Here is a 23,510-nt window from a genome sequence, read left to right as displayed (position 1 = left end):
CTACTCGGCCCCCGCCGCGATCTCGGCGGCTCGGTCCAGCGCCTCGTCGCGCCCGGCCCGAAGGCCCGCGAGCGTTCGGTGCACCGCCACGTCGGGCGCGATCCCGACCCCGTGCAGCGTCGAGCCGTCATGTTTCCGGACGCGCATCCCAGTCCACCACACGCGGTGGCCGCCGGGCAACGCGAACGGGTTGATGTTGCCGTTCGCCCCGGCCGTCGGGCCGCCGACCGTCGTCCCCAGGCCGTAGTGGTCGACAATGCCAAGGATCGACTCGGCGTAGCTGATGGCCCGCCCGTCCATCAGGAAGACCGCGCGGCCGCGCGCGTGCGGCTCGGCGGGCGGCATGGGCGCCCACCGCGACGTGTCGGCGCCGGCCCCGCCCGGGCGCCCCGGGCGGATGGTCTTGGGCACCTCCCACAGTGCCGACACGATGGGCCGGTCGGCGAAGACGGACAGGAACCACGGGCCGAGCTGGCGCGGGTAGCCTCTGAAGTCGAACACGACGCCGTCGGCGGCGACCACGTCGGGCATCCGGGTCGTGAGCAGGCTGTCGGAAGCGCGCTCGATGTCGACGTAGAGCACGCCGGGGCGGAGCTCGGCGATGGGCTCGGGCCGGGCCTCCGACGGCGCTGGGCCGATGGCTCGCGGCACCGAAAGCAGGACGCGCCGGCCTTCGCGCTCGACATCGACGCGGGCCGTCGACCCCTCGGCACCGGCCCCGAACTCGCGGGCGGCGCGCCAGAGGCGCCACTGCGGCGAGCCGGACGCCAGCGCGGACAGGCTGTCGAGATGGGCGCCCGCGTCGGCGCCGTCGACCGACACGACCACGTCGCCCACGCGGACCTCGCTGGCGTCGTCGGCGGCCACCACGGCGACGCGGCCCTCGACGCGGTCGACGGTGAACGGAAGCCGCGCGGGGACGGGCAGGCCAGCGCACCCGACGTTCCCGTGCCCATCGCGCAGGTGGGCCACCAGCACGCGGAGCGAGCGGCAGTGCGCGAGGGGCGTCTCGGCCGCGAGCGACGCCGCCAGCGCTTGGGCACGGACCGCGCGCCAGTCGAGGTTGACGAGGTCGGCGTAGGCGTAGAAGTGCTCGAACACGGCCGCCGCCGCGATCACGTCGGCCGCTCGCGTGGCGCGTCCGCCGTCGGACGGAGTCGCCGCCATGAGGTCCGCGCGGAGGGTGGCCAGGGCGTCGGGGTCGGGAGCGGGGACCGTCCGCCCGGCGCGGCTGGCGACCGCCAGCGGGACGCGCGCGGACAGCCCACGGCCGAGGTCGAGCGTCACGGTCTCCCCGGGCGCGGGGCGCTCGTCGAACAGGTCGGGCGCCGGGCCGGTGGCCGTCGCGAGCCGGAGCGCGGGCGTCCCGTCGGTCTCGGCGGCCCGCTCGTAGGAGTAACCTTGCGACGGCATCGACCACCCGTCGGCGGCGTCGGGCGCGTCGAAGGCGCCGTCCGCCAGCGGTACCGGCTCCCAGTCGCCGTCCGCCGTCATCGCCTCCAGCGACACGTCCGAGAAGCGAGCGGCCCCGCCCTGCAAGACGAACCCGCCGAACGCGAGGCCCACGGCGTCGTCGGCGACAGGCCCCTCGACGGTGTAGCGGGCGAGCGTGCCGCTCGTGATTGGCCGGTCGTCCATGTTGTCGAAAAAGCCCTGGCCGGGCGCCGGGCGGTCCACGCGGAGCCAGAGCTGGGCCTGCCCCTGCTCGGCCGCGACGGTCCCCGACAATCGGACGCGACGTCCCTGCAGCGGCGCGGCGTCGAGGCCCCGAACGAACAAGCCGAACGGCGCGCCCTCCACCGCCCGCTGGCGACCGGTCCGGGCACTCTGGTACACGGGGCCCGGGTTGCCCAGCCCCACGCCGAGGTGCTGCCACGCCACCAAGCTGTCGTCGGCCAGCCACCGCGAGAGGTCCGGCGCGCCGTCGGCCGAGCGGTACACGGCGACGCTCGGGGCGACCGGGCCGAACACGCTCTCCAACGCCCGCCTCAAGTCGTCGGGCGTCCGGGCCTCAAGCACGCGGCTCGCGCCGAGGACGGCGAACCGGTCCCAATCGGTCTCGGCGGCCTGGTCGCTGGGGTGGAAAAAGCGGACGGCGCCGTAGAGCGCCGCGAACGCCTGCAGGTTGGCCACCTCGACGCTGTCGGCGGGCGCGGCTGGGCGCGAGCGCTCCGCCGACGGGTCGGCCGTCGTGAAGGCGAGGACGGCGACGACGAGGGCGGCGAGGGAGACGATGCGCATGGGAAAGTGCGGGGTCGGAGTGTGGGCAAACTGCACACACGATCCGACACGTGCTCGGGTACGTCTCTCTGCCCCCTCCGGCGAGGGCACGCGAAGATGCCCTGCGCTACGTTCCGGGCACCCTCCCACCGCCGTCCCCCATGCCACTCCGCCTCGCGCTCGCGCTCGTCGCCCTGCTCGCCGCCGCCGCCTGCCAGTCCGACTCGGGCGACGCCGAGATGGACGCGCAGGACTCGGCGACGGAGGCCTACGACCTGGCGGACCGCGCGTCCGCGAGCGCCAGCGGGGTGCTGCGCCCGGCGTCGCAGGTCGACGCGCCCCTCCCCGCCGAGCGCCAGCTGATCCGCACCGCCGCGCTCCGGATCCGCGCCGACGACCACGCCCAGGGGTCACGCGCGCGCGCGCGATGGCGGTCCTCACGGGCGGCTTCGTCGGCAACGAGTCGAGCCAGCGCTACGCGGATCGGGTCGAGACGACGTTGTCGATCCGCGTCCCGTCGGCACGGTTCGACACGCTCCTGAGCGCGCTGTCGACCATCGACGGCGAGGTCGAGTCGCGGTCGGTCTCCGTCGACGACGTGACGCGGCAGGTGGCGGACGTGGAGGCGCGGCTGGCGGCGCGGCGCGCGGCCGAGGCGCAGTTCCTGGCGATCCTGGAGCGGGCCGGCTCCATCGAAGACGTGCTGGCGGTGCAGGTCCAGCTCCAGCGCGTGCGCGAGGAGATCGAGTCGGCCGAGGCCCAGCTCCGCGCCATGCGCGACCAGGTGACGCTGTCGACGATCTCGGTGACGCTCTTCGAGGCCTCGGCGGCGGGCATCACGGCCGGGCCCGGCTTCGTCTCGCGGATCGGCCGCGCCGCCGCGTCGGGATGGGACGGGCTCCTCGAGGGGCTGCTGGCGCTCCTCACCGTGTGGCCGCTCGTGCTGGGGATCGGCGCGCTGGTGTGGCTGGCCGTGCGCCATCGGCGGCGGCGCCGGATGCCGGTCGCCGCCTGGTCCGACTAGCGGCGCCCCTAGTACAGCACGCGGGCCCGGATCGTCGCGTCGATGTCGCGGAGCGCCGCCAGCGCCTCCGCCGAGGCCTCCCGACCCACGTCCGTGACCACGTAGCCCAGCTCGCCGCGCGTCTGGAGATACTGCGCGTCGACGTTGACGCCGAGGTCCGAGAGCAGGCCGTTGATGGCCGCCATCACGCCCGGCACGTTGCGGTGCATGTGGAGGATCCGGTGGCAGTCGGCGTGCTCGGGGAGCGCGACCTCGGGCACGTTGACCGACGACATCGTGCTTCCGTTGTCGGAGTAGCGGACCAACTTGCCCGCCACCTCGGCCCCGATGTTCTCCTGCGCCTCGACGGTCGAGCCGCCCACGTGCGGGGTCAGCAGCGCGGAGTCGACGCCCTGCAGCGGGCTCGAGAACGGGTCGTCGTTGGAGCGCGGCTCGGTCGGGTACACGTCGACGGCCGCGCCCGCCAACCGGTCGTTCCGCAAGGCGTCCGCGAGCGCGTCGAGGTCGACGACGGTCCCCCGCGAGGCGTTGATCAAGACGGCGTCGGGCTTCATCGCCGCGATCTCTGGGGCACCGATGAGCCCCTTCGTCCCGGGCGACTCGGGCACGTGGAGCGTCACGACGTCCGCTCGCGCCAGCAGGTCGTCGAGGTCGGGCACGGGCTGGGCGTTGCCGAGCGGGAGCACGTCGGAGGTGTCGGTGAACACGACGCGCATCCCGAGCCCCTCCGCGAGGACGGAGAGCTGCTTGCCGATGTTGCCGTACCCGACGATGCCGAGCGTCTTGCCCCGGATCTCGCGGCTTGTCCCGACGCTCTTGGCCCAGACCCCCCGGTGCGCCTTGGCGTTCTTTTCAGGCACGCCGCGCAAGAGAAGGATCGCCTCCGCGAGGACCAGCTCGGCGACGGACCGGGTGTTCGAGAACGGCGCGTTGAACAAGGCGATGCCCTTTTCCGACGCGGCGGCGAGATCGATCTGGTTGGTCCCGATGCAGAACGCGCCGACGGCCACCAGCTTCTCGGCCGCCGCCAGCGCCTCGCCCGTCAACTGCGTCCGCGAGCGGATGCCGAGAAAGTGGACGTCGCGGATGGCGTCCGCGAGGGCGTCGCCGGAGAGCGCGCCGGGCCGGCGGTCGACGGCGTCGTAGCCGGCCTCGCGGAAGACCGCCTCCGCGTTCTCGTGGATGCCTTCGAGGAGAAGCACCTGGATCTTGGACTTGTCGAGCGAGACGGACATCGGGCGGGGTCGGGTCGGAGGGCCTAGGGACCGCGAGCCGGCGGATCGGTTCGCGAGCCGGGCGACAGTCTCTGTCTGAACGAATACGCCCCTCCCATGGCGACCGCTGTTACAAACCACCGCCGGACCACCGATAGGTAGAGGACCGCCCTCGCCCGCCTTGCATGCGTCCACTCCTCCCTCTGACCGCCCTGCTCCTCTCGCTCGGAGCGACAGCTCAGCCGGTCCCCGACGAGGCCTTCGACGACCTCTCGTCCCTGCTGGACGAGCCCGTCCAGACGGCGGCGACCTACACCCAGCGCAGCAGTGAGGCGCCAGCGTCGGTCACCATCGTCACCAGCGATGAGATCGACCGAGCCGGCTACCGGACCCTGGCGGAGACGCTCAACAGCGTCCGCGGCTTCTACCTCTCCGACGACCGGAACTACACGTACGTGGGCGTCCGTGGCCTGAGCCGCCCCAGCGACTACAACAACCGCGTCGCGGTCCTGGTCAACGGGGTGGCGGCCCAGGAAGGCGTCTCGGGCTCCGGCTCCATCGGGGCGGGCTTGGGCATCCCGCTCTCCGCCGTCGACCGCATCGAAGTGATCCGGGGGCCGGGCTCGACGCTCTACGGGACGGGCGCCATGTTCGGCGTGGTCAACGTCATCCTCAAAGACGCGCGGACGCTCACCGGCGTCCGGGGCCTCGCCACGGCGAGCTCGACGGAGACCCTGGGCGGCGAGGTCGTGGCGGCGGCGGCGCTCGGGCGGGGCGTCGAGGCCACGGTCGCGGTCTACGGGTTCGAGGATCAGGGGCCGGACGTCTACTTCACCGAGTTCGACGCCCCCGAGACCGGCGGCGGCGTCGCCGTCGGGCAAGACTGGGAACGGTCCGCCGGGGCGCTCGCGTCCGTGCGGGCGGGCGATGTCCGCCTCGACGTGCGCCTGAGCGAACGCGACAAAGGCATCCCGACCGGCTCCTTCGAGACCGCCTTCGGGCTCGACGCTTGGACGCGCGACCGGACGGCCGCCGCCTCGCTGCGCGTCGAGACCGACCTCTCCCCTCGCCTGTCGCTGTTCGCCATCGGCTCATTCCACCACGCGTACTACTACGGCGTCTACCCCTACGACGACGGCGACGGGAGCGGCCCGTACGATACCTACGACGACTCCAACTCATCGGTGGCCCAGGCCGAGAGCCGGCTCCGCTGGGACGCGAACGCGTCGAACCGTGTGGTAGTCGGGGCGCTCGCCTCGGCGAACGTCCAGAGCCGGTATCGCGGCTACGACGATGAGGACGTCTACATCGCCGTCGACGAGCCCTACGAGTCCGGCGCGCTCTACGGCCAGATCGAGAGCCAGCTCCGGGACGGCCTCTCAGTGACGGCCGGGGCCCGGCTCGACGTGGTGCGCGGCGACGCGGCCCTCTCCCCGCGAGGGGCCGCGGTATGGACGCCGGACGACCGGACGAGCCTCAAGCTCATCGTCGGGAGCGCCTTCCGCGCGCCGTCGACCTACGAGCTCGCCTACGTGGACCCGTACATCAACCAAGTCGCCGCGCCGGACCTCCGGCCGGAATACGTGTCCTCGGCCGAGGCGAGCCTCACGCGCGAAGTGCGGCCGGGCGTCCGTCTCGACGGCGCGCTCTTCGTGACCCGCGTCTCCGATCTCATCGACCCGCAGGAGGCGGCGGACGGCACGATCCAGTTCGTCAACGTCGGCCGGGCCGAGTCGTACGGGGCCGAGGCCGGCGTGGCCAGCCTTCTCGGCGGCTGGCGAACGCGCGCCAGCTATGGCCTCCAGCACGCCGTCGACCCCGACTTAGACGGGGAGACGCTCTCGAACGCGCCCATGCACGTCGGCAAGGCGACCGCCTTCGGACCGCTAGCGGGCGGCGTGTCGCTGGCGCTCTCGGGCCGGGCCGAGAGCGGGCGCCGGACCGTCTTCGACGAGACGACCGACGCGCACGTCGTCGTCGACGCCGCCGTGTCGGCCGACGTGTTCGGCGACGCCGGGCGCGTGACGTTGGGCGTCCGGAACGCCTTCGACGCCGACTACGCGTTGCCGGGGGGCTTCGAGCACCTCCAGTCCGCGATCCCGCAGCGCCCCCGCTCCGCCTACCTCCGGCTCGACGTCCAGCTCTAGCGCCCATCGCTGACCCTGGATCCCCGCTGCGCCGTCCGATGCCCACGATGACCTCCTCCGTCTCCCGATGGTCCGCCTTGGCCTGCCTGCTGATGGCGGTGGCCGGGCCCATCGCTGATGAGATGGAGGTGCCCGTCGAGCAGCAGGTGCCGCTCATCACGCGCGTGCTCGCCTTCGACCGCTCGCTGGCGGGGTCCCAGCCGCTCGTGGTCGCCATCGTATACCAGGAGCGCAACCGGGCCTCGCGGCAGGCGTCCCGGGCCGCCCAGACGGCCTTCGCCCAGGCGACGGTCCAGGGCCGGTCTGTCCGTGTGGTGGGCATCCCCATGACGACGCTGGCACGGGTGACCGCCGCGCTCCAGTCGGCAGACGTCCTGTACGTCGCGCCACTTCGCGGGGTCGACGTGAGGGCGCTGGCTCGCGCGAGCGCCGCCGCGGGCGTGCTGACCGTGACCGGTGTTCGGGACTACGTCGACACGGGCGTGGCGGTCGGGATCGGGCTCCGGGGCGGGCGGCCCGAGATCCTGCTGCACCGCCGATCCGCCGAGGCCGCCGGCGCCGACTTTAGCGCCCGGCTCCTGCAGATCGCCACCCTGGTCGACTGATGCCACGCCCCTTCCCCACCGCGCTGCGGCCGCCCCGTTCGCACACGATGACGTTGCGGACCCGCCTGTTGGCCGCGCTCGCCGCGCTGGTCACGGTAGGCGGGGCGGGCATCTCCGCCATCGCTCCGGCCCTGCTCGAGACGGTCGCCGTTGAGGCCGTTCAATCCAGGGCCGAGAGCCTAGCCAGAATCGCGGCGTTCGGTGTGGCTCCGGGACTCGCATTCGGGGACCGAGAGGCCATCGACGACGTGCTGCTCCAGGTGCTCGAAGACCCCGACGTCCGCACCGTCCTCGTCGACGACGAATCCGACGCGCTCATCGCCGCCTACCACGCCGATGCCGACACCTCCGACGTGTTCGAGGCCGCCGTTCCGGTCGCTATCGAAGGCGAAGTCATCGGCCACCTCCACCTTGCCCTGTCTCTGACCCCGGTCCGGGTCCGCGTCACGGCGTTTCGCCGGACCGTGCTGGGCGTGCTCCTCGCGGTCACTCTCATCGGGCTGATCGTCGCGAACATGGTCGCGGGGGCCGTGGCCCGGCCCATCGCCGAGATCGCCGAGACGGCCCGCGCCATCGCCGACGGCGCCCGGGACCGCCGCGCGACGCCGACGGCCGGGCCCGAGACACGCGACCTGGCGCGCGCCTTCAACCAGATGCTCGACGAGACCGAGGCGCGCGAGGCCGAGCTAGAGGCCGCACGTGTGACCGCCGAGGCCGCCACGCTCGCCAAGTCGGAGTTCCTGGCCAACATGAGCCACGAGATCCGGACGCCCATGAACGGCGTGGTCGGGATGACCTCGCTCCTGATGGAGACGCCGCTCGGCCCCGACCAGCGCGAGTTCGTCGAGATCATCCGCACGTCGGGCGACGCCCTGCTGACCATCATCAACGACATCCTGGACTTCTCGAAGATCGAGGCCGGGATGCTCGACCTCGAAATGAACACCTTTGAGGTCCGGACGTGCGTCGAGGAGGCGCTCGACCTGATCGCCCCCCGGGCCGCCGAGAAGGGCGTCGAGCTGGCGTACGTCGTTGAGGAAGGCGTGCCGCACGCCGTGCTCGGCGACGCCACCCGCGTGCGCCAGGTGTTGGTGAACCTGTTGTCGAACGCCGTCAAGTTCACGGCGGAGGGCAGCGTCCGCGTCCGCGTCGACGCGTCGCCACGCGGCACGGCGGTGGGCCACCCGACGATGCTCCAGATCGCCGTCGAGGACACGGGCATCGGGATCCCGGCGCACAAGCTAGAAGCCGTCTTCGAGAGCTTCTCCCAGGCCGACGCCTCGACGACGCGGAAGTACGGCGGCACCGGGCTGGGCCTCACCATCTGCCGCCACCTCACCGAGATGATGGGCGGCGAGATCGGGGTCTCCAGCGTCCTCCACCAGGGCTCGACGTTCCGCTTCTCGGTCGCCGTCGAGGTGGCGCCGAGTGAGCGCCAGGCGTTCCTGCGCCGCGAGCAACCCGTCTTGGACGGCCGCCGCGCGCTCGTCGCCGTCGACAACGAGGTCCACCGCCACACCCTGCGGCGGACGCTGGCGGGCTGGGGGATGCCCGTCGTCGAGTGCGCCTCGGGCGCCGACGCCGTCGACGCCGCCATCGCCGCCGGTGCCGCCGGCGCCCCGTTCGACGTGGTCGTGCTCGACATGCAGCTGCCCGAGATGGACGGGATCGACGTGGCGACGGTGCTCGATCTCCTCCCCGGCCACGACGCCCCGGCGATTCTGCTCACGTCGGTCGCCCGCGACAGCTCGCTCCGCCAGCGCGCCCAAGCGGCGGGCATCGTCGCCGTGCTCTACAAGCCCGCCAAGCCATCCCAGCTCTACGACACCCTCCTGAGCGTCTTCGGTGCCGACGCGACGGCCCCAGCCCCTGAGCCCGTCACAGCCCTGGCCGGCACGCCGGTGTCGCGAAGCACGACGAGGATCCTGCTCGCCGAGGACAACGTGGTCAACCAGAAGGTGGCCTTGCGCATCCTGGACCGCCTCGGGTTCGACGCCGACGTGGCCGCGAACGGCGCCGAGGCCATCCAGTCCTTGCGCGCCCTCGACGCCCAGGGCCACCCGTACGACTTGGTCCTGATGGACATCCAGATGCCGGACATGGACGGCCTGGCGGCCACGCGCGCCATCCGCGCCGACGCCAGCATCCGCCAGCCCCGCATCGTCGCGCTCACGGCGAACGCCATGGAGGGCGACCGCGAGGCCTGCATCGACGCGGGCGCCGACGACTACCTCTCGAAGCCAGTCAAGCTCGACGACCTTCGCGGCGTGCTCGCGGCCCACGCCGGCGACGGCCACGCCCGACCTGCTGTGCTCACGGGCGCCTGACCGCCCCCGTCACCGCCGGTCCGTCTTGGAGGAGGCCGCCGATGCGGTCGCCCATCGCCCAGCGCGCGAATGCCGAGGGCGTGCCCACCCGCCACCGTTCTGGGCCCCTTCTCCACCTGACGTCGCTTCAGCTCCCCCCCCCCCAGACATCGACAAGAGAGGGACAACACCTGCGGATTGCATCACCATGTCCCCTGCCTCACCCCTGCTGCGCCTGTTGGTCGCCCTGGTAGCCGTCGCGGCGATCCCCCCGCTCGCCCAGGCCCAAGAGCGGAGCGTCAACATCTACGGCTACTTCGACCTCGAGTACGAGCTCGACAACGCCAGCGAGGCCGGGAAGCGCGGGACCTTCGACCAGCACCACTTCAACGTGCTGACGTCGTTCGTCCTCGACGAGCACTTCCGCGTGCTGGGCGAGATCGAGTGGGAGCACGGCCTCGAGCTGAACAATGGCGTCGGCGTCGGCGAGGTCAAGCTGGAACGCGCCTGGGTGGAGTACCGGCACTCGGACGCGCTAATGGCGCGGGCCGGCAAGTACTTGGTCCCGTTCGGGATCTACAACCTGGTCCACGACGCCACCCCAACGTTCCTCAGCACCTACCTCCCGTCGTCGGTCTATGGGAAGCACGCGAACCCCATGGGCGACCGGCAGCGGCTCTTCAGCAAGTTCGGGACCGGCGTCCAGGTGCTCGGGGCGGTGTACTCCGGCGCCTGGAGCCTGGACTACGTCGGGTACCTCTCGAACGGTCAGGGAGTTAACCCCTATGAACAGGACGACAATGGTGACAAAGCCCTGGGCGCACGGGTCATCGTGGGCCTGCCCCTTGGCCAGTCTCAAGTTGGGGCCTCGGTCTACACCGAGCGAAACGGGGCCGCCGCCCAGACCCGGCAGCGCGCGATCGGCCTCGACGGCCGCCTCCGCGTCGACGACCTCGACGTCCACGGCGAGGTCCTGTTCGGCGCCATGGAGTCGCTCGACGACGCCGGAGCCCCGAGCGAGGCCTTCCAGCACGTGGCAGGGAGCTACCTCCAGGCCAGCTACACCCTGGCCGACCGCCTCACCCCGTTCGCGCGGGCAGAACGGTACGTCCCCGCCGCCGACATCGGCGACGAGTACCGGTTCGTCGGCGGCGTCAACCTCTCGCTGACGCCTCGGGTGTACCTCAAGGCCGAGGGCCACATGGTCCGGTTCGATGACGGGCTCCGGGACGGGCACGAGATGTTCGTGTCCTCCATCGCCGTCGCCTTTTAGCCCGTCCCGGGACACCCGCCACCATCGATCTCATGCCGCGCTTTCTCCTCGCCTCACTGCTGGCCGGGCTGCTCGTCCTCTCCACCGGCTTCGGGGCCGCCCCGTCGCCGCCGCCCGTCGCGATTGTGGCGCACCCCTCCAGCTCGGTGAGCGCCCTCTCGGTCCAGGACCTCCGGCGGATCTACACCGGCGAGGTCCGCACGTTCGCTACCGTGTGCATCCAGCGCCGCTTGGGCGACCGGTTCTTCGAGACGGTCGCCGACCAGAGCGCGAATGCCATCGGGCGCCGCTGGGTCCGCCTCCTGCTCTCCGGGCGCGTCGCCGACGGGCCGGTCAGCCTCCGCACCGACGCCGAGGTCCTGGCGTACGTCCGCGACCACCCCGGCTCCATCGGCTTCGTCACGGCCTCCGCCGTCGAGCCGGGCTCGCGGGTCAAGCGGATCCCGATTCGGGGCGAGGGCGGCGACCGTAACGGGCACCTCGTCCTCACCAACTAGACCGGACCGCCCCGGCCTCTCCCACGGGTTCCCCCCCATGCGCTCCATCTCGTTCAAGGTCGTCGCGAGCACGTTCTTCCTGATCGTCGCGTTCGTCGCGTTCGTCGTCGTCTACTTCCCGCACGTCCAACGTCAGCAGCACCTCGAGGCGTTCGAGCGGGAGCTCGAGGTCACGACGGAGACGCTGGCGCTGGCGATCGCGGTCGGGCTCGACAGCTTCGACTACGAGAGCATGCAGCTCGCGTTCAACTACGCGAAGCGTGAGGCCGCCATCACCCAGATCGTCGTGGCGGCCCCCGACGGCGAGGTGATCGGTGCGTACCCCGAGGACGCGACGTGGGACCCCACCTGGGCCTCGGCGACCCTCCGCTACGACGACGGCCGGCTGATCCACAGCGCGCCCATCACGGCCGGGGGGAGCGACTACGGCTCCGTCGTTCTGGTCGAGTCGCTGGCCCCGCTCGACGCGGGGATCGCCCGGAGCCGCCGGAACACCGTCGGCGTGGGCGGGCTCCTGCTCTTGGTCGGCCTTGCCGCCATCTACGCGATCGCCACCTACATCGCGGCGCCCATCAGGCAGCTCACCGAAACGACGCGAGCGCTCGCTGGCGGCGACTTTTCCGCTCGCGCCGTCGTCCGCGGCCGGGACGAGACGGGCCTGCTTGCCCACCACTTCAACGAGATGGCCGAGACCATCGACAGGGGCCGCCGCGAGCTCGAGGACCGCGTCGAGCGCCGGACGCATGAGCTGTCCCAGGCCACCCAGGAATTGGAGGCCCGAGCGGAGCAGCTGACCGGGACGGTCTACGACCTCGAAGTCGCCCGCGATGAGGCCCAGGCGGCCACGCGGGCCAAGAGCGAGTTCCTGGCCAACATGAGCCACGAGATCCGGACGCCCATGAACGGCGTGATCGGGATGACGAGCCTACTGGTCGACACGAGCCTCGACGCCGACCAGCGCGAGTTCGTGGAGACCATCCGGACCAGCGGCGAGGCGCTCATGACGGTCATCAACGACATCCTGGACTTCTCGAAGATCGAGGCGGGCCGGCTCGACATCGAGGCCTATCCCTTCGACGTCCGCCAGTGCGTCGAAGACGCGCTCGACCTGATCGCCCCCCGCGCCGCCGAGAAGGGCGTCGAACTGGCGTACGTCGTCGAGGACGGCGTCCCCGGCGCGGTCGTGGGCGACGTGACCCGGGTGCGCCAGGTACTCGTCAACCTGCTGTCGAACGCCGTCAAGTTCACGGCCGACGGCGGCGTCTGCGTCCGGGTCTCGGCCTCCCCGTCCGACGTCGCGCCGGGCGGCCACACCGCCCTTTGGCTCGCCGTCGAGGACACGGGCATCGGGATCGCTGCGGGCAAGCTCGAGTCCGTCTTCGACAGCTTCTCGCAGGCCGACGCCTCGACGACGCGCCGATTCGGCGGCACAGGCCTCGGCCTGACCATCAGCCGCGGGCTCGTCGACATGATGGGCGGCGAGATGCGGGTCGAGAGCGTCGAGGGCGAGGGCTCGACGTTCCGATTCTCCGTCGACGTGGAGGTGGCCCCGTCCGAGCGGCGCGTCCACCTGCACCGAGACCAGCCGGCGCTGGCGGGGCGCACGGTGCTGATCGTCGACGACCACAGCGTCAACCGCGAGATCCTCACGCGCCTCTCGACCCAGTGGGGGATGTCGGTCCAGGCCGTGGCCTCCGGCCGCGACGCCCTCGCCGAGCTCGACCGCCAGCGCGCCGCCGGCCGTTCATACGACCTCGTCCTGCTCGACATGCAGATGCCGGAGATGGACGGACTCGAGGTGGCGGAGCGGATCCGCGACTCGGACGCCTCGCCGGTCGTCGTGATGCTCACCTCGATCAGCCGCGACGCCACCCTGAAGACGCGGGCGGCGGCGGCCGGCGTGTACGCCGTCCTCTACAAGCCAACCAAGCCGAGCCAACTCCATGACATCGTCGTCCGCGCCTTCGCGGAGGCCCACGGCACCCCCTCCCCCCTCGCCGCCGGCGCCTGGGTGGCGCGGCCCGCCGCCGAGGAGGCCCCGCCGTCGGCGCACCGCGTGCTGCTCGCCGAGGACAATGCCGTCAACCAGAAGGTGGCTGTCCGCCTCCTAAGCCGCCTGGGGATCCGGGCCGACATCGTGGCCGACGGCGTCGAGGCCGTCGAGGCTGTCCGCCGCCAGGCCGCGCATGGCCAGCCGTACGACGTGATCCTGATGGACATCCAGATGCCCGAGATGGACGGGCTTGAGGCCACCAGACGGATCCGGGCGCTCAGCGTCCGCCAACCCTACATCATGGCGCTGACGGCGAACGCGATGGACGGGGACCGCGAGCGATGCCTCGACGCCGGCTGCGACAACTACCTCACGAAACCGATCGTCGTCGAGGCCCTGCACCGGGCGTTCGAAGAGGTGCCTGAGGCCACCGCCGAGCTCGCCGAGGCGGAGTAGCCGTCTCCTGAGGCGACCCTCCTTCTCGTCGCCCAGCGGGGCTCCAAACGCCTGCCCATCCCCAATCGACGCGCGGGGGACTCGCGCACAGCAGCCGGCACCGCCGCCGCCGGAGACGGAATCGGTGGACCGAGGATCGCAGGAGAAGTCGACGGTGTACCTGCCCGCACTCGACGACCCCGGGCAGTGTCAGTCTGCGACCTCCAGCAGCCCTTCCAAGGTCGACTGTTTGGACTCGGCGATGGTCTCGCCGCCGCGGACCACGCGCGTCCACCACTGCCAGACCGAGTCGTCGCTAGCGTCCGTCACGACCTCGACCTCCACAACGTCCCCGCGCTCGACCTGGACCGGAGGCTCGATGGGAAACACGGCGTGGCCCCAGTTCGGGGCCTCGTTCGGAGGAAGGTTCGACAAGAGGATCTTGCCGTAGAGCCGGGCCCGGAAGCTCCCGGCGAGCGCGTCGAGCAGTCCTCCGCGCTCAACCACCAGCCGCCCGCCCAGCACGATCGACCCCGGCCCGCTGTAGGGGAGCGCGATTGAACCGACCGGGGTCATCTCGCCGAGCAGACGGCTCGATGCGTCCTCGACGGTCCCCACGGAGTGGACGACCGCGTTCGTGAGCCGGGACAGGTCGAGGCCGTAAGCCTCCCCGAACCCGGCCGGCGGGCGAGCACGCCGGGCGAGCGCGGCGGGCGCCAGCAGCATCTCGAACGACGCCGGGATGACGATGCCGCCCGGGCGAAGCCAGCGCATGCTCGCGTCGGCGATGGTGTCCACGATCCCCTCGCCCAACCCGAAGTCCCACAGCGTCTCGCTCACCACCACGTCCGCCTGCTCAGGCACGTCGACCTCCCACGACGGGTCGTGGAGGAACGTCACGCGGTCGCCGAACCCGTTCGCCGCCGCCAGCTCGCGGGCGAGCCCGACGATCGGGCCGCGCTCGATGGCGTAGACGTGTTGGGCGCCGGCCTGGCATGCGAAAAAGGCCAGCACGCCCGTCCCGCACCCGATGTCGACCACGATGTCGCCCTCCTTCACGGCCGCGTGGATCGCCCGCTGGAACTGGAGGGTCCGCTCCGTGTCGAGGAGCATGCTCGCGTGGTAGGCGAGCGTCTGGGAGAATTGCATGCGGGGACGCGAGGGTCGGAGGGCGGTCGCCCAGACTACCCCTCCCGCAGCCGCGCAAACGCTGGGGGGCGCTTCTTCGTCCGGCCCGGCTTTCGCCGAGCGGGGGCCTCAGTACCTGATTTGGTGAGCGCCCGCGCTCTCCGAAACCACTTCGTCCGAACCGAAGGGTCGGCGAAGCCAGCGTGCGAGGGATCTCAGCGGAAGCCTCCGAGTCGCGACCAACGGATGGATGGGCGCGAGGGCCGCGCTGGCTGCGCCTTCCCTCCGGGTGCGGGATGACGCGGCAGGGCGGGGCATCTCTTCCCCAAACAGTCTCTCAGATCGAGTCGAGGGACCGATTCCAGACGGGTCGGCGGGCCGTCGCTAGCCCACGCGCTGGGACGTCCGGGCATCGGCCATCCGGACGACGGCGGTCCCCGCGATCTTGTCCTGTACGCCCTGCCGGTTCGGGTCCCAGAGCACTTGGGCGAATCCCAGGAGCCCCGTCACGAGTCCGGCGATGTAGCCGCCGAACCGCTCGAACGCCGCCCACAACGACACCCGGCGGCCGTCGAGCCGGACGACACGGACGCCCAAGAGCCTCTTGCCGGGCGTGTAGCCGTTCCAGAACGCGAGCGTCAGCGTGAAGTAGGCGCCGATCCAACCCAGCGTCAGTCCGAAGTCGGCCGCGAGCGTCTGGAGCGAGCGCAGAAACGTCGGGTCGTCGATCGCTGCCTGGAGGTCCTCGGCGCGGTCGTCGGCCCGGTCGAACCGGACGCGCCAGTAGCCGAGGTCGGCGTCGCGCTGGCGGAGCTCGCGGCCCGCGACGGCGTCGGCGGCCGTGTGGCGGAGGGAGTCGACGGCGACCGAGTCCGCGGCGGCGAAGGCGGCCGCGAAGGCGCGCACGTCGGCAGCGGCGGCGGCGCGCGCCGAGTCGGACCAGGCCCGAGCGGCGACGGGGTCCGGGCGCGGGATTTCGGCGACATCGGCCGAGCGGCCCTCCTCCTCGTCGTTGGCCTCGTCGAGCAACCCAGTCGTCACGCCGAACAGGATGAGCGCGCCGATCCCGACCAGCGCGCCCCGGACGACGCGGCGGAACCGGCCCCCGCTCTTGCGCCGCATCCCGACGAGCACGAACAGCACGGCGGCTGCGATCCCGGCCGCCGCCGGGCCGCCGGCCTCGGAGACCACCATCGCCAGCACCAGGTCGGCGCCGAGCGCGAGCCCTCGGCGGACGGGGCTGGCAAGCGCCACCCCGAGCAGGTCGGGCGCGATCTCGAACGCGGTCGGCGTGATCCGGTCGCGGGGGTCGAGGACGACGCCCTGGCTCACTCCACGACCTGCAGCTTGGCGAACGCCAGCTTGAGCTTTTTCATCCCGACCGACTTGAAGTGGACGGTCGCCGCGGCCCGCTCGCCGGCGCCCTCGATGGCGATCACCTTGCCGTTGCCGAACGACTTGTGGTAGACCTTGACGCCGGGCACGACCTGCGCCTGGCCCTCATCGAAGACGACCTGGCGCTCGGTGTAGGGCACCTTCTTGGTGCGCCGCTTGAGCTTCTTCGCCGCCTCGGCCTCGGGGCGCAGCGTGGCCTTCCAGTAGTCGGGGTCCATCCCGCCGTACTTGCCCATCCCGCCGTCGGGCGTGGTGAACCGATCGGAGCGCGACTCGATGCGGGCGCCGGACTCGGTCTGCAACAGGTCGTCGCCGTCGAGCTCGTCGAGGAAGCGCGAGCGGACGCTCGACTGCTGGTCGCCGTAGCGGTAGCGGCTCCGGGCAAAGCTGAGGTACAGCGCCTCTTCGGCGCGCGTGACGCCGACGTAGAGCAGGCGCCGCTCCTCTTCGAGCTCCGTCGGGTCCTGCGCGGCCTTCGCGAGCGGGAAGAGACCTTCTTCGAGCCCGGTCACGAAGACGACCTTGAACTCCAGGCCCTTCGAGGCGTGGAGCGTCATCAGCGTCACCCGGTTCTCGTCGTCCGAGAGCCGGTCGACGTCCGCGACGAGCGAGACCTCCTGCAGAAACTCCGACAGCGTCCGGGGCTCGCCGTCCGTCGCCCCCCCGGCGAACTCGGCGACGGCATTGAGCAGCTCGTGAACGTTCTCCAGCCGCACGAGGGCCTCGGGCGTGTTTTGGTCGCGCAGCGACTGCAGCAGCCCGGTCTCCTGGATCAGCTCGCGCGCGACCTCGTCGGCCGGGGCGGTCGTTGCCTTCGAGGCGAACCGCGAAATCAAAAACCCGAAGCCTTCGACGGCCTTGGCGGCTCGCGCCGAGAGCCCGGCGCCCCCTGGATCCTGGATGGCCTGCCACAGCGCCACGCGGTGCTCGGTGGCGTACTGGCGGAGCTGCTCGACGGTCTTCCCGCCGATCCCGCGCGTGGGCACGTTGAGCACGCGCAGGATGCTCGCGTCGTCGCTCGGGTTGACCGCGAGCCGGAGGTAGCCGAGGGCGTCCTTGATCTCCTTGCGCTGGTAGAAGCTGGTCCCGCCGACGATGCGGTACGGGATGCCGCCGCGCCGGAGCGACTCCTCGATCGAGCGGCTCTGCGCGTTCGTGCGGTACAGCACGGCCACGTCGCGCCAGCCCATGCCCGTCCGGCTCCGCAGGTCGCGGATCGTCCGCTCCACCTTCTGGGCCTCGTCGCGCTCCGACAACGCCTCCATCAGGACGATCGGGTCGCCCTCGGAGTTGTCGGTCCACAGCGTCTTGGTGAGCTGCTTTTTGTTGCCCTTGATGACGGCGTCGGCCAGCCGCACGATGCGCTGGGTGCTCCGGTAGTTCTGCTCCAGCCGCAGCTCGACGGCGCCGGGGTAGTCCTTCTGGAACGACAGGATGTTCTGGATGTCGGCGCCCCGGAAGGCGTAGATCGACTGGGCGTCGTCGCCGACCACGCAGAGGTTGTGGTGCTCGGCCGCGAGCAGCTTCGCGAGCACGTACTGCGTCCGGTTCGTGTCCTGGTACTCGTCGATGTGGAGGTACTTCCAGCGGCGCTGGTACTCCTTGAGCGTCTCGGGATTCTGCTCGAACAGCCGGATCGGCATGCCGAGCAGGTCGTCGAAGTCCATCGCGTTGGCCTGCCGCAACATGCCCGCGTACGGCGTGTAGAGCTTCGAGACGGCCTCGGTGAACGGGTCGCCCGCAAGCCGCGCGTACTCCTCGGGCCCCACCATCGCGTTCTTGGCGCCCGAGATGGCGTTGCGGACCGAGCGCGGCGTCACCTTTTTGGGGTCGATCCCGAAGCGCCGCATCTGCTCTTTGATGAGCCGCTCCGAGTCGTCGGAGTCGTAGATCGTGAAGTCGCGCGAGAACCCGATCTTGTCGGCCTCGCGGCGGAGCACGCGGGCAAAGATGCTGTGGAACGTCCCGATCCACATCCCCTTGGCCTCGTCGCCGACGAGCTCGACGACGCGCTGGCGCATCTCCTTGGCGGCCTTGTTGGTGAACGTCAGGGCCAGGATCTGGCTCGGCCACGCCTTCTTGGCCGCCAGCAGGTACGCGATCCGGTGCGTCAGCGTGCGCGTCTTGCCGGAGCCGGGCCCGGCGATGATCATGACGGGCCCGTCCGTCGTGCTCGCGGCCTCGGCCTGCGTCGGGTTGAGGCCCGCCAGCAAGTCCTGGGCGGCGGCGGTGTCGGGGGCGCGGTCGGGGGTGCCGTCGGCATCGGGGCCGGGGCGGAGCGTGAACGTCTTCATCGGTGGATCGGCGTTTCGTGCAACCTAGCGAAGCGGGGGGACGCGGTTGGGTCTCGGGGTTTGGGGATTGGGGGGAATCCGGGGCACGGGGCCATGTGCCCAGTCTCCGTCCGCTGTCCGCGGTCTCCCGTCCCCATCTACGGAATCCCCGTGGAGAGCCGCCAGCGGGGATCAGCGAGCGCCCCCGTCCGGTTTATGCCCTCTCTCCCTCCCCTCTCCGATGTCCACCAAGACCGCCCAGACCCCGTACCGCACGCGCCTCGGCATCCCCGCCGCCGACCGCCACAAGCTCGTCGAGCTGATGAACACGACGCTCGCGGCGACCTCCGACTTGTATTCCCAGACGAAGCAGGCCCACTGGAACGTCAAGGGCAAGGACTTCTACCAGCTCCACCTCCTCTACGATGAGCTGGCGGAGAGGCTGGAGGAGCCGGCCGACCTCTTGGCCGAGCGGATCGTGTTGCTCGGCGGCTACGCCTTCGGGACGGTCCGGATGGCCGCCAAGAACAGCTTGATCGACCCCTTCCCCGGGACCGACCAGGACGACGCCGAGGACGACCTCAACGACCCCTCATTCCTGACTGTCCTCGCCGACCGCTGGGCGCAGTACGCCGACCACATCCGCGAGGCCAACGGCACCGCCGACGAGATCGGCGACCCGGGAACGACCGACCTCTACGACCAGATCGTCCACATCGCCGAGCGCGGGACGTGGTTCATCGAGGGCCACCTCCAGCGCTACGACGGCGGCCTGACCGGCAAAGGCCAGGACCCCAAGTAGCAGGGGGGCCCGAACCTGTGACGCAAGGGGAACGGGCATCGCCAGCACGAGGCGCTCTGTCCGTTCCCCGCTCTATTTGTATCCGCCCGTCAGTCGTCGTCCTCCCCTTCGACGTTGGCGCTGGGCGAGGTCAGACCAAACAGGCTGATGCCGATGCCATCCTGCGGCTTCAGAAGGTCCGCCAGCTCCGCGCGGCGGATCCAGTCCGACTCGTTGGCGACGACCTCCAGGCTGTCGAACGGCAGGGCGGCGCGGCCGGCACGGAACGTCTCGCGCCCAGCGTAGACGCGGCGCGGGTTGCGGTAGCGCTGACGCAGGCTCGCCACCTGACCGCGGATCCCCGGGAGCACCAGATCCAATAACGTGGTCTGTCGGAAGCGGACCGTGGGGACGCGGTTGCCGGGCAGGTTGACCGTCACGGTGCCCTCGCGGTCGAACCGCCGGGGTAGCCAGACGGAGTCGCGCAAGGCGTCGCTCGCCCAGACGGGGTCGAAATCCCAGCGGTAGCTGGCGTCGAAGACGTCGACGGAACCGCCGGGCGAGAAGTCCGCTCGCAAGTCGGCCTCGGCGATGACGAAGAGCGAGTCGACGACGCGGATGCGCCCGGCCACCAGGCCGCCGCGCCGGGGGATCACCGCCAGGTCGATGTAGCGGAGCCCGTTGGCCTCAACGGTCTCGCCCAAGCGGAAGGCGTAGTCGCGGAGCGCGTCGGGGCGCGTTGGCGACGGGATCGGGCGGCCATCGAGCCACAGCACGTCCTCGAAGTAGAGGTCGGGCAGCGGCTCCAGGGAGGCCCACCGGAACGGCCCGCCGTCGGGCAGGCGCCGCCGGGCGACGACCTCCTCGCGCAAGCCCGCGCCCCGCGTCCACGACAGGTTCGAGACGGCCTCGGTCAGCGAGATCGCGACGGGCCGCACATCCGTCACGCCATCGCGCGTGAGCAGGAGCCGCGAGTAGCCCTCGGCGGCGTACGCCCCGAGCCGCACCGCCAGACGCTGCCGCCGCGCCAGCACCCGGCGCCACAGCACCTCCCCGGGCGGCTCGTCGGTGACCACCACCTCGCCCAGCGCCGTCGACGTGGGCGACAGGCGGACGGTCCGCCGCACGACACCGTCTTGCACGTCGTCCTCGGTCAGCGGCACGAGCCCGGGCGCATAGCCCACGAACCGGACGACGACCGTCGCGGGAAGCTCGGGCAGGTCGAGCGCGAGCCGCCCTTGGGCGTCGGCGGAGGCGCCTCCCGGCCACCCCTGCACCTGGGCCGTCGCGCCAGGCAGCGGCAGCCGCGTCTCGGCATCCAGCACCACGCCCTCGAACCGGGCGACCACCTCAACGGGCCGGGGCTCCGACCGCTCGGGCACCGTCACCCCCGGCCGGACGGGCTGGGCCTGCACCGAGCAGGCGACGAGCGCGAGCGCCAGCCAGGCGGGCCGGAACGGAGAGAGACGCACGGGCGATGAGGGGGGACGAGCGACACGCACCGCCTCCGAACGAGCCACGCCCCGCCGTGGTGCCCCTGCGCTGCTTCCGGTCATCTCGTCGCACGACAGACTCCTCACGGGCGCAAGCCCCCCCCCGGTTGCCGCTTGATCTGCGGAGTTTCTCCCCCCCCGACACCTTGTGTCCTGCGACGCCCTGCGGCTCGAGAAGCCCTCCCTTCGAGTCCCCCCGGACACCGGGGCCATCGGCGACCGCAGGACCGGGTATTGCCGAGCCAGCCCAGAGCCCGACCCACCGCTTCTAGGGCCTGTCACGTTCATCCGGGTCTGGGCTCCGCGAGGCCGCAGACCGACGTACGTGACAGCCCCCTAGAACACCCGCGTCAGCCCGACCCCCGGGACCACGCCCGGGTCATCCGTCAGCCGGTACGTCACATCCACGCGGAGCGGGACGGTGTACCCGAGCCCGAGCGAGGCGCCAACCTCATGGTGAACGACGGACGGCTCGACGCCGAGGGCACCATGGGCCGCGCTCGCCCAGGCGTGCGCGCCGTGGACCATCAGCGAGAGCCCCAGAGGAGACGCGCCGCGCCAGCCGAGCAGTTCGAACGGGACGCTGCGGAAGTCGTGCTCCCAGGCGACGAGGGCGAACTCTCGAACGAGCGACTGGCCCGCGCGAGCGCGCAGCGTCCCGAACGGCGCCACGCCCGCGTGCGCCCCGTCGAGCCCGGAGGCCTGCGTCGCCGGCAGGTCGCCCCGGCTGGCGCCGACCGCGAGCACCAGGTGCAGCGTTGGCGGCAGCAGGCGGCGGCGCAGCATCGTCGGGGCGGACCACCGGACCTCAGCACCCGCCCGGACATAGTCGGACACGATGGAAGGGGACCCCTCGGTGCTCCGGCCGACCTCGGCCCAGGCTGAGGCAGCCCGCTGGCCTGTCACGCTCGCGCGAAGCGCGTCGAGCCACGAACCGACGCGGACCTGGGCGCCGGCACGGATCACGCCCTCCGGGACCGCCGAGACCGTCGGCCGGTCGAGGTCGCCGGTCAACGAGAACGTCGTCGTGACCTCTGACGGATCGTACTCGTCGGCCCGGAGCCACCCGGAGACGACGGGGTACGGCGCCTCCTGCCCCCACCATCCGGCCCACACCGAGCCGCCCGTCCGGTCGACGTAGTCGTAGTAGTCGTCGCCGCCCGCCAGCGCCGTGAGGGAGTTGGTCAATCGATCGGGCCACGACGGCGCGAGCCGGAGCACGTCGTGGTGCGCCGTGACGCCCACAAAGGTGCCTTGGGAGAGCCGCCCGACAACTTGGCCGCTGGCGGCGACGCGTGCGGGCCCGGTGAGGTAGCCGAGGTCGACCGTCGCGCGCTGGCGCCCCAGCCGTGCCGTCCCCGCGGCGCCGACCCGGACGCCCTCGACGCGGTCGTACCACACCTCGGGCTTGTACGAGAACCGCAGCCCCGTCGACGCCGCGCGCCCGCTCGACTCGCCCGCGACGGTGATCGTCACCGGAAAAAAGCGCGCCAGCGGCCCGGACGGGCGGAAGGCCTCGGAAAGCGACAGGGTCGAGTCTACGTTCGCGAGCGCCTGCTCCTCCTCGACCGACAGCGGGACGACGCCCGCGACGGGGAGCGCCCGGGCGACCGAGGCCGAGTCGACGACCGTGCGCTCGCTCGCGTACAGCGAGTCCGGTACCGCCACGTTCACCTCGTAGTCCGTGAAGCGGCTGGCGACGGCGAACCCGATCTCAGGCAACTGCAGGAGCGCCGTGCCGGCCTTGCCTTGCGCGTCCATCCGGAAGTCGGCGGGAAGCCACACCGGCTCGCCGCCGACCGCCAGTCCGAACGGCGAGAACTGCTGGTCGAACGTCAGATCGAATCGGTTGACGAGCGGAAACTGGACGGCGCCGCTCGTGGTGGCCGAGATGCCGATCATCGCGTCGGCGTCGACCAAGACCGACAGCGTGCCCGAGAAGCCGGGCTGGAGCGCGTTTCGGGGCGCGAACCCGAGGTCGTAGACCAACTGCTCGCCGAGCGCGCGGCGCCCGACGACCTCGAAGCGGTAGAACGTCAGCGCACCTGGCGATGTCGGGCCCATCAGGTCGAAGCCGCCAAACGGGATCTCGTCGTCGTACAGGTTGAGCGCCTGGTCGGCCGCTGAGAAGGCGTCGAGCGGGACGGTGTCGAAGTTGCCCGTCCGATTCACGCCCTGGACGACCTCGCGCAGCCCCCGCTCGCGGTCCCAGTGCGCCAACGTCTGCGCCTCGATCACGCCGACGACCTCGCCGCCCGCCTGGATGGTCTGGCGCGAGTACACCTCAGCCCGCCACGTCTCCAGCCCGGCCCGCCAGCGTGCTTTCCGCGCGATCACCCGGCGCATGATGTTCTCGGCCGGGTCGCCCGCGGTCACGACCGCCTCACCGAGCGCCGCCACGGCCGGCGCCAGCGCCACGTCGAGGCGGCCAGAGGCGGGGACGGCACGCCGCTGCGGGGTGTAGCCGACAAAGCTGACCACGAGGGAGTCGGCCCCGACCGGCAGCGCCAGTTCGAAGGCGCCCTCGCGGTTGGTGATCGTGCCCCGGCTCGTGGCCGGCACCTGGACCGTCGCGGCCGGTAAGCCCTCGCCGGTCGAGGCGTCGGTGACGCGGCCCGAGACCGTTGTCTGAGCGTGGGCGCCGATGGCAAGAACAGCGAGGACGAGCGGCGCGAAACGCATAACAAGTTCGGGGGGAGACACCCAGACGGACCCCGTACGGCGAG

The 23,510-nt window shown here is 71.6% G+C and carries 16 protein-coding genes; 9 read left to right on the top strand and 7 right to left on the bottom strand.

Going from position 1 to position 23,510, the window contains the following annotated elements; translation table 11 throughout:
* A complete protein-coding gene (locus tag ACLII4_RS09675) occupies positions 1–2,241 on the bottom strand; it encodes a S41 family peptidase (RefSeq protein WP_412067187.1) in 2,241 nt (746 codons plus the stop codon).
* 140 nt (positions 2,242–2,381) lie between these two features.
* Between ACLII4_RS09675 and ACLII4_RS09670 the strand changes: the two genes are divergently transcribed.
* Positions 2,382–2,762 (top strand): hypothetical protein, encoded by a 381-nt coding sequence (locus ACLII4_RS09670; protein ID WP_412067186.1) that lies wholly within the window; start codon positions 2,382–2,384, stop codon positions 2,760–2,762.
* Entirely contained in the window at positions 2,648–3,244 is a 597-nt protein-coding gene (locus ACLII4_RS09665; RefSeq protein WP_412067185.1) for a DUF4349 domain-containing protein, read from the top strand. The genes ACLII4_RS09670 and ACLII4_RS09665 overlap by 115 nt, the downstream gene beginning before the upstream one ends.
* Positions 3,245–3,252: 8 nt before the next feature.
* Here ACLII4_RS09665 and serA read toward each other — a convergent pair whose 3' ends face one another.
* Positions 3,253–4,479, bottom strand: a complete 1,227-nt coding sequence (gene serA / locus ACLII4_RS09660; RefSeq protein ID WP_412067184.1) for a phosphoglycerate dehydrogenase — start codon at positions 4,477–4,479, stop codon at positions 3,253–3,255.
* Positions 4,480–4,643: 164 nt separating this feature from the next.
* Here serA and ACLII4_RS09655 point away from each other — a divergent pair, with 164 nt between their 5' ends.
* The 6 genes from ACLII4_RS09655 to ACLII4_RS09630 all read left to right on the top strand — a co-directional run bounded on the left by ACLII4_RS09655 (position 4,644) and on the right by ACLII4_RS09630 (position 13,735).
* A complete protein-coding gene (locus ACLII4_RS09655) occupies positions 4,644–6,605 on the top strand; it encodes a TonB-dependent receptor plug domain-containing protein (RefSeq protein WP_412067183.1) in 1,962 nt (653 codons plus the stop codon).
* Positions 6,606–6,652: 47 nt separating this feature from the next.
* On the top strand, positions 6,653–7,210 hold the full coding sequence (locus tag ACLII4_RS09650) for a YfiR family protein (protein ID WP_412067182.1): 558 nt from the start codon (positions 6,653–6,655) through the stop codon (positions 7,208–7,210).
* Positions 7,210–9,537 (top strand): response regulator, encoded by a 2,328-nt coding sequence (locus tag ACLII4_RS09645; RefSeq protein WP_412067181.1) that lies wholly within the window; start codon positions 7,210–7,212, stop codon positions 9,535–9,537. The genes ACLII4_RS09650 and ACLII4_RS09645 overlap by 1 nt, the downstream gene beginning before the upstream one ends.
* Positions 9,538–9,724: 187 nt before the next feature.
* On the top strand, positions 9,725–10,789 hold the full coding sequence (locus ACLII4_RS09640; RefSeq protein ID WP_412067180.1) for a porin: 1,065 nt from the start codon (positions 9,725–9,727) through the stop codon (positions 10,787–10,789).
* Between the two features lie 32 nt (positions 10,790–10,821).
* Positions 10,822–11,286 (top strand): hypothetical protein, encoded by a 465-nt coding sequence (locus ACLII4_RS09635; RefSeq protein WP_412067179.1) that lies wholly within the window; start codon positions 10,822–10,824, stop codon positions 11,284–11,286.
* A gap of 37 nt (positions 11,287–11,323) precedes the next feature.
* Complete coding sequence (locus ACLII4_RS09630) at positions 11,324–13,735, top strand: response regulator (RefSeq protein ID WP_412067178.1); 2,412 nt, start codon at positions 11,324–11,326, stop codon at positions 13,733–13,735.
* Between the two features lie 189 nt (positions 13,736–13,924).
* On the opposite strand, the gene ACLII4_RS09625 is transcribed toward ACLII4_RS09630, so the two are convergent.
* The 3 genes from ACLII4_RS09625 to ACLII4_RS09615 form a co-directional block, all read right to left on the bottom strand.
* A complete protein-coding gene (locus ACLII4_RS09625; RefSeq protein WP_412067177.1) occupies positions 13,925–14,863 on the bottom strand; it encodes a 50S ribosomal protein L11 methyltransferase in 939 nt (312 codons plus the stop codon).
* 363 nt (positions 14,864–15,226) lie between these two features.
* The gene (locus ACLII4_RS09620) at positions 15,227–16,174 is read right to left on the bottom strand and encodes an RDD family protein (RefSeq protein ID WP_412067176.1); all 948 of its coding nucleotides are present in this window, start codon (positions 16,172–16,174) and stop codon (positions 15,227–15,229) included.
* Positions 16,171–18,531, bottom strand: coding sequence for an ATP-dependent helicase (locus tag ACLII4_RS09615; protein WP_412067175.1), 2,361 nt, complete (start codon positions 18,529–18,531; stop codon positions 16,171–16,173). Before ACLII4_RS09615 ends, ACLII4_RS09620 begins: the two co-directional genes overlap by 4 nt.
* A gap of 220 nt (positions 18,532–18,751) precedes the next feature.
* Here ACLII4_RS09615 and dps point away from each other — a divergent pair, with 220 nt between their 5' ends.
* Positions 18,752–19,312 (top strand): DNA starvation/stationary phase protection protein Dps, encoded by a 561-nt coding sequence (gene dps / locus ACLII4_RS09610; RefSeq protein ID WP_412067174.1) that lies wholly within the window; start codon positions 18,752–18,754, stop codon positions 19,310–19,312.
* 89 nt (positions 19,313–19,401) lie between these two features.
* Here dps and ACLII4_RS09605 read toward each other — a convergent pair whose 3' ends face one another.
* Positions 19,402–20,763, bottom strand: a complete 1,362-nt coding sequence (locus tag ACLII4_RS09605) for a carboxypeptidase-like regulatory domain-containing protein (RefSeq protein ID WP_412067173.1) — start codon at positions 20,761–20,763, stop codon at positions 19,402–19,404.
* Positions 20,764–21,120: 357 nt separating this feature from the next.
* Complete coding sequence (locus ACLII4_RS09600) at positions 21,121–23,466, bottom strand: DUF5686 family protein (RefSeq protein ID WP_412067172.1); 2,346 nt, start codon at positions 23,464–23,466, stop codon at positions 21,121–21,123.
* Positions 23,467–23,510 lie beyond the last annotated feature (44 nt).

This window comes from Rubrivirga aquatilis (genome assembly GCF_046845665.1).
Classification (GTDB): Bacteria; Bacteroidota; Rhodothermia; order Rhodothermales; family Rubricoccaceae; genus Rubrivirga.
This window is presented reverse-complemented; position numbering and strand designations above follow the sequence as displayed.